The organism is Paenisporosarcina sp. FSL H8-0542 (assembly GCF_038632915.1).
GTDB lineage: Bacteria > Bacillota > Bacilli > Bacillales_A > Planococcaceae > Paenisporosarcina.
Genome location: NZ_CP152050.1, coordinates 1,420,353 through 1,433,306, shown reverse-complemented (window position 1 = coordinate 1,433,306; position 12,954 = coordinate 1,420,353). Strand labels below are relative to the sequence as shown.

The following is a 12,954-nucleotide window of genomic DNA, read 5'->3' as shown; positions in this document are numbered from 1 at the left end:
TGATTCTCCCCTTCCTTAATACACGGTTTCTTTGAAGAAGAAGCCGGTATCGAGTGGTCGAAGTGACGGTTGCATTTCTTCAATTTCCGTTAATAATTCATCTTTAATTTGATCGTACGTTTCTGGTGAGACCATATACGCATCAATCGCTTGACGATAAAGACTAGTCACTTTCGTTACATAGTCTACCTCTTGCAATACACCATCAATTTTAAACGAATCAACACCAGCATCAATGAGCTCGTTCAACTCATCAATGATACACATGTCGTTTGGACTAAAAATATGCGTCCCGTTAGCATCCTCATAAATCGGATATTTATTGTGGCGTTCTTTATCATGTAAAAACATGTTTTTGTTGTTCGCACGATTTTCAATTTCCATCGCTTTGTCTTGATACAAGAAATAGTTTCCAAGCAATGAACGCTTCGATTGGAACATACAAGTCATACCATGAACTTGCACTTCTACAGCAACTTCTGCGTTTTCTTTAATTTCAATGACTTCTTCCATGCTTAACTCTCTCGCCAGCACAGCTCGATTGGCACCGCGTTTCCCCCAATAGTTAGCAGTGAACCAGTTTGTTGCAGTCGTTTCGGTATTCCAGTGAAGTGGAATTTCGATACCTGTTTCACGTTTCGCCATGACAACAGCTGGATCACCGAACGTAATGCCATCCACTCCGAATGTAGCCAGTTGTTCCATGTATGGACCTAATGCTTCGACACGCTCATTATGATAGAGCGCGTTCATTGCCACATATACTTTTTTGTTCGCAGCATGAGCGAGTGTAACTGATTTTTCAATATCACCAATTGTAAACTCACCTGCTAATCGCAGACCAAATCGTTGTTCCCCAATTAAAAATGCGTCTGCTCCAGCGTCTATCAATTGTTGTAAATGTTCTACAGACTGCGGAGTTACAAGTAATTCTGGTTTTTTCAAGCGAGTCACCTCTTTATACTAATCGTAATGCCATCACCAATAGGCAGGAATGATGTTTCATATTCTTCGTGATTCATCAGCCAGGTCGTAAACTGTTGCAAATTACGGACCATCGTTCGTTTTCTTCTAGGCACATCTTGAATATCAATTTCCGTAAAACCGTGCATCAGCATGTTATCACAATAAATAACACCACCGCTAGGAACGAGTGGTGAATACTTGTCAAAAAATCGTTGATATTGACCTTTTGCAGCATCAATGAATAGCGCATCATACTGACCAAGTTTAAAATGGTTTATATCGATTTCCAGTGCATCGCCGTGTAAAAGTTGAATTCGTTCGGTCAATTCAGCCTGTTTTATGTAGGTAGAAGCCAATTGAAAACGACCCTCATCTTTTTCAATTGTCGTCATGACTGTTTCAGGTAGAGCCAAAGCCATGCGAATGGCTGAATACCCAATGGCCGAACCGATTTCCAAGATGGATTTCGGCTGTTGCAGTCGAAGAAATTGAAGAAGTGATTCAATCGCCACAATTTCCATGATTGGAATATGTTGTTCTTTAGCGAATTGTTCCATATTCGACAGTAAAACAGGGCGTTGCTTAATATGTGAAGTAATGTAGGATTGTGAAGTTTTCATGTCCAGTTTAACTCCTTTAACGCACAAAAATTACACCCCATCTTATCATAAAAAAAGAAGGAAAGCGATAGCCTTCCCTTCTTTCAGTGATAATGGTGACAATCTTGTCACGATTAACGTAAATATTGTTCAATTTTTGCTAAATGCTCGTCATACGTTTTCGAGAAATGATTGACTCCTTCTTTATCAGCAAGGAAATAAAAGTTCTCGGATTCCGGTGCATTCAGTACGGCTTCAATGGACTGGGTTCCAGGATTAGAAATCGGACCTGGAGGCAATCCTTGAATTTTATACGTATTGTATGGATGATCAATTTCTAAATCATTATATAATACTCGGTCCTTATGTTCACCAAGTGCATATAGAACTGTTGGGTCTGTTTGTAAAGGCATTTTCTCTTTCATACGGTTATTGAAAACACTTGCAATCATTTCACGGTCAGTATCAGCTGTCGCTTCTTCTTCAAGCAATGAGGCAAATGTCATCAACCAGTGTACAGACTTTTGCTTCTCTGCAAGGACTTCTGTGTAAGGTGTTAAGACGTTCGCTGTCTTTTTCAACATCTGATCTACGATGGATTCCAATGAAGGTTTTTCTTCATAATACGCATAGGTCGCTGGGAATAAATAGCCTTCCAATGCGTGGCGTAAATCTGGCCCTTTAATTTCATCTGATAAAATGGTTGGGTATTTGCCAATCATTTGATCAATGAAATCCGGGTTTGTCACCAGGTCCATAAACTCCTTCGACGTATACGATGTTTTTTCTTCAACTCTCGCAGCTATTTCTTCCAGGGTGCGTCCTTCTGGAATCGTCATCGAGAAGACTGGTTCTCTGTATACTTTACCAGTTTTCAAACTCTCGATTAATTCGTCTAATGTCATAGATTTGCTAAGGCCATAATCACCCGCTTGGAAATCTGATTCATTATTGAACTTCGCATAATATTTGAAGATCCGCGCATCTTTAATGATTCCTTTTTTTTCGAGTAGCGCTGCAATCGAATCGAGGTTCGAACCAATTTCGACTTTGACTGGAATGATTTCTTCCGACTTTTCATCAACTGGCTGCAATGCGCTTTTTACATATTTGTATCCACTGTAAGCAGTTATTCCTCCACCAATCAATACAATAAGAACAATTGCAAGCACGATACGTCTGACAATTTTCACTTCTTTTTTCTTTTCTTTCATACGATTAAACATAATATCTTTTTTTGTTTCGTTTTCCACGGGTTACCCCCCTCTATCTGACATTTATTATACAAGATATTTAGACAAAAGAAAAAGGCAGAATGTATATTCATCATTCTGCCTAATAGGAACGCTTTCTCTACTAATATGTTTCGTACTTTCATTTCTAACTCTACTATCGTAATTTTGCGCTAGCCACATGTTCAGCATGAGCTAACAAGTATGAAAACCACATACTTGTGGGTCTCATTCTTCACGCTTAGGCCCACATGAAGTGGGTCATGAAGGTGTTGTCACAATTTTTTTTTTGCGAAGAGTTACCGCAGGAGTAGGACGTGGCGTTTTTAACCTTCGTTCCTTTGCATGCAAGGCGTCTTGTTTGCAACAGTTTAGCTAACTGAACAAATAAAAAAACACAGCCTGTCCCATAAGGGAAACATGCTGTGTTTTGAAATAATTTCTATTCTTCGTCTTCTTCTTCCTCTTCCAAGAAAGTGTTTAACATTTCTTCGATCATTGCCCACTCTTCGTCTGACTCGATCGGCATTAATTCGCCGTCTTTACCGTCTTCAGATGGTGTGAAAGCAGAAGCATGAATTTCAATTTCTTCGTTCTCGTCTTCTTCAGCACCCAATGGGTAGTAAAGAACGTAAGATTTGCTGAATTCTTCTGATTCAAATGTAAATAGTACTTCACATAGTTGTTCGTTACCGTTGTCATCTACAACTGTAATATTTTGTTGTCCGTGGTCCATGGGTAATCACCTCTTAATAGATTGACTATCTAGATAGCCTTGTAAAATCATAACTGCAGCCATTTTATCAATGACTTCTTTACGTTTTTTCCGACTGACGTCAGCACTGATAAGCATTTTTTCCGCAGCGGATGTCGTTAAGCGTTCATCCCAAAGATAAACGGGTTTTTCAAACGTTTGACGCAATAATTCCGCGTAGCGTTCAGAAGCTTCGGCACGTGGTCCAATCGAATTGTTCATGTTTTTCGGATATCCTACCACAAACGATGATACTTCGTGCAACTTCATCAACTCGGCAATACGTTCCAATCCGAATTTTTCATTTGCTTCATCAATTTTGATGGTTTCGATCCCTTGGGCGGTCCAACCGAAAGCGTCACTGATTGCAACACCAACTGTTTTCGTCCCAACGTCCAAGCCCATTACTCTCATAACTTATGCCTCGTTATTCTTCTTGATGTAGAACTTTACAAGTTCTTCTAAGATTTCATCACGTTCAAGCTTACGGATTAAATTTCGTGCATCCTGGTGGCGAGGAATATATGCCGGATCACCCGAAAGTAAGTAGCCGACAATTTGATTGATTGGGTTATACCCTTTCTCTTCAAGCGCCGAATGGACATGAAGCATAACTTGCTTCACTTCTTGTTCCATGGACTCTTCCGGAAAATTAAACTTCATTGTCTTGTCAAATGAACTCATGATCAGCACCTCGCTTTCGGAGTAAAATCTGATTGTCTTGTACAAGCATATTTTTGTTACTTGTTAAGTATAACCGATTTCAACTTTTTATTAAACGGATTTGACATAATCATACACAGATTGTAAAGCTCCATCAAGTTTCGACGAATCTTTCGCACCAGCCATTGCCATATCGGGACGACCGCCACCTTTGCCGTCGCACTGTTCGGCAACAACTCTTACGATATTTCCAGCATGATATTTTCCACCTGATAAATCACTTGTGACACCAGCAATTAACATTACCTTGTCGCCTTCTGAAGCTCCAAGGACGATAACCGCTTCATTCATCTTCGTTTTTAAATCATCCATCATTTGACGCAGTTGGTTGTTGTCTTTTGCTTGAACACGTGCAGACAATACCGTTACACCATCAATTTGCTGAGCCTTCTCCAAAATCGAAGATGCTTGGCTATTTGCAATTTTTGCTGATAATGATTCATTTTCACGTTGAACTTGGCGAAGTTCCTGTTGTAAGCCTTGAACGCGAGCCACTACATCTTTTATATTTGCTTTCAAAGCTGCAGCTGCTTCTTCTAGGATACTCTCTTCTTCTTTAACAAGCTGGTATGCGGCTTTGCCTGTAACTGCTTCGATACGACGTGTACCTGCGCCAATTCCGCTTTCACTTACTAACTTGAAGAAGCCGATTTGTGAAGTATTGCTTACGTGACATCCACCACAAAGTTCAAGTGAGTATTGATCAATTGAAACGACTCGTACGATATCGCCATATTTTTCACCGAACAGTGCCATCGCACCCATTTGTTTCGCTTCATCGATACCATGATAGCCTGTAACTACTTGAATGTCTTCCCAAATTTTCTCGTTCACTTGTTGTTCAATAGTTAACAATTCTTCTTTTGTTACTTGACCGAAATGAGAGAAGTCAAAACGTAAGCGATCAGGACCAACGTAAGAACCTGCTTGATTAACATGTGTCCCAAGCACATCTTTTAACGCTTGATGTAATAAATGTGTCGCTGTATGGTTTTTGACCGTTGATTTGCGCATTGTCTGATCGACTGTTGCTGTTACGTCAGCTTCAACTGAAAGCTCTCCTGATTCAATCACTACGGTATGAAGATTTTGACCATTTGGTGCTTTTTGGACATCTTTCACAAATCCTTTGAATAAATCATTTTCAATTGTTCCGTGATCGGCAATCTGTCCGCCACTTTCTGCATAGAAAGGCGTTTGGTCAAGTACGACTTTTACTTCATCGCCTTCTTGTGCAAGCTTGACAAGCTCTCCATCTTTTACAATAACCAGAACTTTTGAAGAAACGGCCATTGTATCGTAACCAATAAATTGACTTTCTTCTTTAATATTCCCTAATACTTCTGACTGCACCTGCATGGAATCAACATCTTTACGAGCTGAACGAGCACGTGTACGCTGAGCTTCCAGTGAAGCTTTGAAGCCTTCATGGTCAACGGTCATGCCTACTTCTTCTGCATATTCTTCCGTCAACTCGACAGGGAAACCGTATGTGTCGTACAAACGGAAAGCATCGCTTCCTGGAATGATTGACAGTCCAGCTGCTTGCTGCGTTGAAATAACATTAGACAAAATGCCAAGGCCGTCTTGTAATGTCTCGTGGAAGCGCTCTTCTTCATTTTTAATAACGCGCATAATGAACTCTTGTTTCGCTTCGACTTCTGGATAGAAATCTTTCATGATTTCGCCAATAATCGGTACTAGGTTGAACATGAATGGACGGTCAATTCCTAGATTTTTACCAAAACGTACTGCACGGCGTAATAATCGACGTAATACATAGCCCCGGCCTTCATTTGAAGGAAGTGCGCCGTCACCAATTGCAAAAGCAACCGTACGTGTATGGTCTGCAATGACTTTAAACGCTAAATCATCTGCACCACCATTGCCATACGTTTTACCCGATACTTCTTCGGTTTTTCGAATGATCGGCATGAATAGATCTGTATCGAAGTTCGTTGGTACATTTTGCACAACACATGCCATACGTTCAAGACCCATACCCGTATCGATGTTTTGTTTTGGAAGCGGCGTATACGTGTGATCTGGGTTATGGTTGAATTCAGAGAACACCAAGTTCCAGATTTCCAAGTAACGGTCGTTTTCTCCGCCTGGGTACATTTCCGGATCCGTCATATCGTTGCCATAGTTCTCGCCACGGTCGTAGAAAATTTCCGAGTTTGGACCACTTGGACCTTCTCCGATATCCCAGAAGTTCCCTTCTAAGCGGATGATGCGAGCTTCTGGAATTCCGATTTCGTCGCGCCAGATTACGTATGCTTCTTCATCCTCCGGGTGAACTGTAATCGATAATAATTCCGGGTCAAATCCGATCCATTTCTTATCCGTTAGAAATTCCCAAGCCCAGTGAATCGCTTCTTTTTTAAAGTATTCACCGATCGAGAAGTTTCCTAACATTTCAAAGAATGTATGATGACGAGCTGTTTTACCGACATTTTCAATGTCATTCGTACGAATTGATTTTTGTGCATTCGTGATGCGTGGATTGTCAGGAATTACACGTCCATCAAAATATTTCTTCAACGTTGCCACACCACTGTTGATCCAAAGTAGTGAGTTATCGTTAATTGGTACAAGTGGTGCACTTGGTTCTAGTGCATGACCTTTTTCAATGAAAAAGTCTAAATACATGCGACGGATTTCTGCTGCAGTTTTCATCAAATATTCCTCCTTCAATTTTAAAAGCATAAAGCGCTGATTCAGCTTGACACCATGAAATGTTGAACAGGCTGCTCTAATCCGACTCTGGTGCTGGAGCATCTGAATCCGAAAACGCGTTTTCGAATGAAGATGTGAAGCTTAAGAGCGGATTGGCCTGTAAAACTAGACACCGACCTTTTGAGTCGTGAGTCAAGAAGCCTGCTGGCGCTACGGGGAAGAGCTGGTCCTTAAAGCTTAGACAATAGAAAAAGCCCTCATCCCTAAAAAAGGGACGAAGGCTTCAATTCGCGGTACCACCCTAGTTACAGCAAACGAATTTGCTGTCTCTCGATTATGCCTTAACGCGGCTTACGGCAGTGATTAGCTGCACTCAGGAGTAGCTTTCCATAACATCCACTTGAAGGTTCTTTCAGCCAAGGAACCTCTTTCTTTTGCAAGCTTCTCAAATGTACTTTCTCCATCAACGTTTTCATTCATTTGTTAGAATTATAAAAAACAATTACGCATGTGTCAATTGACTTTTATTAAGTGCATGCAATTTACTCAATTTTAATATTTTCATCTTGACGAGAGGTAAGGCTGTTATTTCTATAGTAACTCTTTCAGAAGGAGATCCAAAGATTGATCTGCCATCGAAGACAACCTAAGATTGTAATCTTCAAACACTAAATTGGTTGTTACCGGATTTGGGAAAATCACACATTTCAAACCTGCCGCACGTGCTGCCTTCAAACCGTTCAATGAATCCTCAAAAGCGACAGCTTCCTCTGGTTTCACACCCAATGATTCAATGGCTTGCAGATAAAGTTCTGGATCTGGTTTAACAGTTGAAACATCATCACTCGTCTTGATTACTTCAAAATAATGAAGAATACCAAGCTGAGTTAAATAATTTTCTACCCAACTTCTTTTTGAACTGGAAGCCAATCCTATTTTAAGGCTCGCTTCTTTAGCTGCAATTAAATAATCTTCTACACCGTCTCTTAAAATTGGCTGACCAATCTTTTCATGAAATCGTTGGGATGCCAATTCTCTGACCTCAGAAATAGTGGACAACTCTTTTATATTGTCCACAATATATTTATCCAATACAGTATCATCAGTACCAATCACTAACGCAAACTGTTCAATGGTCAAATTCACCTCGAATTGATACAACGCTGCCTTATACGCTTCAAACCATACCGTCTCTGTATCAATAATCAGCCCATCAAAATCGAAAATAACTGCTTTTATCATCATGCACACCCTCTTTTAAGATTTTATTTTCTCGGCTAATTGATGTTTATCTAAATTGACTTATAAAATAAAAAGGCTTAGGTATGTAAACTTTCCAATTGATGCAACGCACTTTCATGTTTCGAAGCTAGCGTAGCGATGCAGAAACAGAAACAGAAACTGTAGCAAATGTTTTTGGAGCAGATTCCTTACCATATAAAATATGATTAACAACTGTAGAAAACCTAAATACGAAGAGTTCATTTGCAACTAGCATACCGCAAGAAAGAATATGGTCAAAGGAGTTTGACCATATTCTTTGCGACGAGTAACCGCAGGAGCAGCACTTTCGGAGAATGAGACCACAAGTCTATGGTTTTCATGCTTGTTGGCTCATGCGGAACGTGCGGCCAGCGCAAATGTACGATAATCAATCATACGGTGTTAAAGAGCCAAAAAAAACACACGTTTTACATGTGTGTTTTTTCAAGGTTCATATTTATCATTCAGCAATTTTTTCTAAAAAGTCATAAGGCGTGGTGCCGTTCATGCCAACTAAAGGATGAATCGTCAAATGGTTGGAGGCCGTCAATGAAATTTCCTGGTCGTTTCCCTCTATAAGTTCATCAGTAACTTCATTGTCTTCGTTCTCGACAGTTGGTTCAGTCACAGACACTGCCTCTTCACTCAATCTTTCCTTCAATGAAGTCAGTCTTGCCAAATCATCATTGCGCTCAATGCCAAATTTAAAGACTTCAGCGTCTCCACACAAAATGAGGAAGTTTTTAGCACGTGTTATTCCTGTGTACAGTAAATTGCGTCGCAGCATTTTCATGTAACTGCGAACGACTGGCATGATGACAATCGGGAACTCACTGCCTTGAGATTTATGAATTGAGCAACAATAAGCAAGCGTCAACTGTCCTAAATCATTACGCTGATAGGTCACTTCTATCCCTTCGAATGAAACGATCAACATGTCCTGCTTTTCGACATTTTCACTGGCTTTAGAAATGCTGATCACTTCGCCCATATCCCCGTTATACACTTGGCTTTCCGGCTGATTGACGAGTTGCAGCACTTTATCACCTATGCGATAGATCGTTTCACCGAACACAATTTCCTTGCGTTTCTTCGTGTCATTCGGATTGACCATTTCCTGAATCATTTTATTAAGTGCATCAATCCCAGCAGGACCTTTATACATCGGTGCGAGCACTTGCAATTCTTTTATCGTATGACCTTTTGCTAAGGCACTTTTGATGACTTGTTCAACCACTTTTGCGATTTGTTCCGGCCCAGCTTTAATGAAAGAACGATCGCTCGTTTTGTCGATTAAATTGGTCGGTAACTGGCCTTTTTTCATTTGATGGGCAAGTTCAATTATGGACGATCCGGCAGATTGACGATAAATGTCCGTCAGTTCCACTGTCGGAATCCTCTTAGACGCAAGCAAGTCTTTCAGAACTTGACCTGGTCCCACAGGAGGCAATTGATCCTGGTCACCTACGAATATGACTTGTGCCCCTTCAGGAATTGCCTTTAATAATTGATGGGCAAGCCATGTGTCAACCATCGACATTTCATCGATAATAATCAGGTTGCCTTTGATGTCCCGTTCTGTTTCTTCCTCTTTTTCCTGGCCAGTGAATCCAAGTAGACGATGGATTGTCATGGATGGGAGACCCGTTGATTCATTCAAACGTTTTGCAGCCCTTCCAGTTGGTGCCGCTAAAATAATCGGAAATGGTTCCTGTTTTTTTGCGTATTCTTTTGGATCGAGCGTCAGACCATGCAATTCAGCGTAAACTTCCACAAGTCCCCTGACGACGGTTGTCTTCCCTGTACCTGGCCCACCTGTCAGTAGCATGACGGATGCATTCATCCCGAGTTCAATAGCAGCTATTTGCGTCTCAGCATATGAAACACCTAGTCTTTCTTCAGCTTCGCCGAGCGCTTTTCGAATTTCAGAAGTCGGGAAACCTGTTCGTTCTTGTTGTTCCTGAATCAACGTTTCCAGTTTGGAAGCGATGCCCACTTCGGAAAAATATAGCGAAGGCAAATAGAACCGCGACATTTCCCCAGCCAATTTTCCTTCCTCGACTAGTTCCATGCATGCTGTTGAAATCGCATCGTACGGGACTTCTTCAAATTGGCTGGACTCCAGCAATTGCTTAACGCTCGGTAAAATATGCTCCGCATGCAAATAAACATGTCCTTCACTGAGCGAAGCAGCGTTCAATAAATGGAAAACGGCCGCTTTGATTCGGTCTGGGTGTTTACCGGTCATACCAAGTTTGGAACCCAGTTCATCCGCACGGTGAAAACCGATGCCTTCCACGTCTTCAATCAGTCGAAACGGATTTTTCATCAACACGTCTATCGTTTCCTCACGGTAGGTCTGGTAAATCCTCATCGCCAGTTGTGGACCAAATCCCCATTCATTTAATTGAATCATGACACGTTCCAAGCCGAGGTTTTGCTCAAGCGTCATACGAATGGTTTCTTTTTTCTCTTTGGCAAGTCGTGGAACGGAGTCAAGTGCTTCAGGGTCATCCAAAATGATTCGGATTGCATCTTTCCCAAGTTTCTTGACAATCGTTTCGGCCGTTTTACGTCCAATTCCATGAAACAAATCACTCGACAAATAATGAATGATGCCTTGTTCGGTCTCCGGTACATCTTTTGAGAAAGTTTCCACTTGAAACTGCGTTCCGTATTTTGGATGCTGTTTGATCTGGCCTGTAAAACGATACGCTTCTTCATTCATCAAAGGTGGGAAGTAGCCGGTTACAATGATTTCTTTATCTTCATATGTAGAATTTGTTTCGTTGATTTTAAGTTTCACGATGGAGAATAAGTTAGTGGCATTATGAAAAATGGTGACGACAGGTTTGCCTGTAATATACATCGCTTCTTGTTGAAATAAATCGATTTGATTTGGCAAAGCTGTCGCCTCCTAGAATGGTTATTGACTTAATGCAATCATGTCGTACACATAACGTGCCTGTTCGAAATTCGGTTGCAACGTATACGCCTGTTTCAAATGATACAACGCATCATTTGTGCGGTCTGTGGAGACAGCGTACAAAACGCCCAAATTGTAGTGGGCATCTGCATTGTTCAAGTCTTCATGAATGACATACATAAATTCTGGTTCAGCTTCCTTGAACATTTCAAGAGCTGCCAATCCGATGCCGTAAGACAAGCGGATTTGTACATCTGTTGGCTCAAGTTCAGCTGCACGCTGTAAATAAGGCAGTGCAAGTTTAGGGTTCCCCAATCGTTCGAAGCATTTCCCTAACATGAAGTAAGCGTCAGCACCTTGAATGCCAAACTGAATCGATTTCTCATAAAGCTTCGCCGCTTCTTCGTAACGTTCCTGCTCGTAATATAAATTAGCCAATCCATAAAAAGCTGTCGCTGCTTTTTCATCCAGAGTAATAGCCTTTTGGAAGAAGCGTTCAGCACGTTCTGTTTCATTCATGCGTGCCAGTAAGTTTCCAAAGTTAATATATCCAAGTGGGTTATTCGGCTCTTCTTCAATTGCATTATTGAAATGAACAACAGCTTGTTCATAATCTTTGTTTTGAATGGCTGCAATGCCAAGTTCCAATTCTTTCATCTTCTCACTCCTCGTTCATTAGCCGACGTATGTCAATTTTTTTCCGTTCTTTATGACTTCGTCAATTGTTCCGCCACCAAGACATACATCACCGTCATATAAAACGACTGCTTGTCCAGGGGTAATTGCACGGACAGGCTCTGCGAAAGTAATAACCGCGCCGTTGTTTTCCGTCAATTCCACATCAACTTTTACGTCTTCCTGACGGTATCTGAATTTCGCTGTACAAGAGAACGTATTGTCTTTTTTCTCATTCGTTGTAAAACTCATGTTAACAGCTGTCAATTGATCAGAAAATAGCGCTTCGTGATGAATGTTTTGTCCGACCAGCAATTCGTTATTCTCAAGATTTTTCCCTAGAACAAACCACGGGTCGCCAGCTCCACCAATCCCTAAGCCATGACGTTGACCGATTGTGTAATACATTAGACCATCATGACGGCCCATAACTTCCCCGTCCATTGTTACCATATTCCCCGGCTGTGCAGGCAAGTATTGGCTCAGGAATTCCTTGAAATTGCGTTCGCCGATAAAACAAATGCCTGTTGAATCTTTTTTCGTTGCTGTTGCCAATCCAGCTTCTGCAGCGATTTGACGAACCAATTTCTTTTCAAGATGACCAATTGGGAACATAACTTTCGATAATTGTTCCTGATTCAATTGATTCAAGAAATACGTTTGGTCTTTATTGTTATCCAGACCGCGAAGAAGTTGGGTTTCTTCATCCACTTCCTTGACTTGAGCGTAATGTCCGGTAGCCAAATAATCAGCACCCAAACTGATTGCATGCTCAAGGAATGCCTTGAATTTAATTTCTTTATTACACATCACATCTGGATTTGGGGTTCTACCTGCTTTATATTCTTCCAAAAAGTAAGTGAACACTTTATCCCAATATTGTTTCTCAAAATTCACTGCATAGTATGGAATGCCGATTTGGTTACAGACCTTGATGACGTCGTCATAATCTTCCGTTGCTGTACATACGCCATTTTCGTCAGTATCATCCCAGTTTTTCATGAAGATTCCGATGACATCGTACCCTTGTTCTTTCAATAAATAAGCTGCAACGGACGAATCAACGCCACCCGACATGCCGACAACGACACGTGTTTCTGCAGGACTTTTTAATTGTTGCATCTCTTTCACCTTTTC

At 41.1% G+C, this 12,954-nt stretch carries 11 protein-coding genes and 1 other annotated feature; all 11 genes read right to left on the bottom strand.

Going from position 1 to position 12,954, the window contains the following annotated elements; all coding sequences use genetic code 11:
• Nucleotides 1-15: 15 nt before the first annotated feature.
• The 11 genes from MHH33_RS07600 to mnmA all read right to left on the bottom strand — a co-directional run bounded on the left by MHH33_RS07600 (nt 16) and on the right by mnmA (nt 12,939).
• A complete protein-coding gene (locus MHH33_RS07600; protein WP_342543435.1) occupies nt 16-945 on the bottom strand; it encodes a peptidase U32 family protein in 930 nt (309 codons plus the stop codon).
• A 5-nt stretch (nt 946-950) separates the two neighbouring features.
• Nucleotides 951-1,586: an O-methyltransferase gene (locus MHH33_RS07595; RefSeq protein WP_342543434.1), complete on the bottom strand. Its 636-nt coding sequence runs from the start codon at nt 1,584-1,586 to the stop codon at nt 951-953.
• A gap of 113 nt (nt 1,587-1,699) precedes the next feature.
• Nucleotides 1,700-2,818, bottom strand: a complete 1,119-nt coding sequence (gene mltG / locus MHH33_RS07590) for an endolytic transglycosylase MltG (RefSeq protein ID WP_016426848.1) — start codon at nt 2,816-2,818, stop codon at nt 1,700-1,702.
• Between the two features lie 421 nt (nt 2,819-3,239).
• Nucleotides 3,240-3,533, bottom strand: a complete 294-nt coding sequence (locus MHH33_RS07585) for a DUF1292 domain-containing protein (RefSeq protein WP_016426847.1) — start codon at nt 3,531-3,533, stop codon at nt 3,240-3,242.
• 6 nt (nt 3,534-3,539) lie between these two features.
• A complete protein-coding gene (gene ruvX / locus MHH33_RS07580) occupies nt 3,540-3,965 on the bottom strand; it encodes a Holliday junction resolvase RuvX (protein WP_016426846.1) in 426 nt (141 codons plus the stop codon).
• A 3-nt stretch (nt 3,966-3,968) separates the two neighbouring features.
• Nucleotides 3,969-4,235 (bottom strand): IreB family regulatory phosphoprotein, encoded by a 267-nt coding sequence (locus MHH33_RS07575; protein ID WP_016426845.1) that lies wholly within the window; start codon nt 4,233-4,235, stop codon nt 3,969-3,971.
• Nucleotides 4,236-4,325: 90 nt separating this feature from the next.
• Nucleotides 4,326-6,953, bottom strand: a complete 2,628-nt coding sequence (gene alaS, locus MHH33_RS07570; RefSeq protein ID WP_342543433.1) for an alanine--tRNA ligase — start codon at nt 6,951-6,953, stop codon at nt 4,326-4,328.
• A gap of 267 nt (nt 6,954-7,220) precedes the next feature.
• Nucleotides 7,221-7,429 (bottom strand) — a binding site (T-box leader).
• A gap of 115 nt (nt 7,430-7,544) precedes the next feature.
• A complete protein-coding gene (locus MHH33_RS07565) occupies nt 7,545-8,195 on the bottom strand; it encodes an HAD family hydrolase (protein WP_342543741.1) in 651 nt (216 codons plus the stop codon).
• A 481-nt stretch (nt 8,196-8,676) separates the two neighbouring features.
• On the bottom strand, nt 8,677-11,121 hold the full coding sequence (locus MHH33_RS07560; RefSeq protein ID WP_342543432.1) for an ATP-dependent RecD-like DNA helicase: 2,445 nt from the start codon (nt 11,119-11,121) through the stop codon (nt 8,677-8,679).
• 21 nt (nt 11,122-11,142) lie between these two features.
• A complete protein-coding gene (locus tag MHH33_RS07555; protein ID WP_016426841.1) occupies nt 11,143-11,799 on the bottom strand; it encodes a tetratricopeptide repeat protein in 657 nt (218 codons plus the stop codon).
• Between the two features lie 18 nt (nt 11,800-11,817).
• Nucleotides 11,818-12,939 (bottom strand): tRNA 2-thiouridine(34) synthase MnmA, encoded by a 1,122-nt coding sequence (mnmA, locus tag MHH33_RS07550; protein WP_342543431.1) that lies wholly within the window; start codon nt 12,937-12,939, stop codon nt 11,818-11,820.
• Between the last annotated feature and the right edge of the window lie 15 nt (nt 12,940-12,954).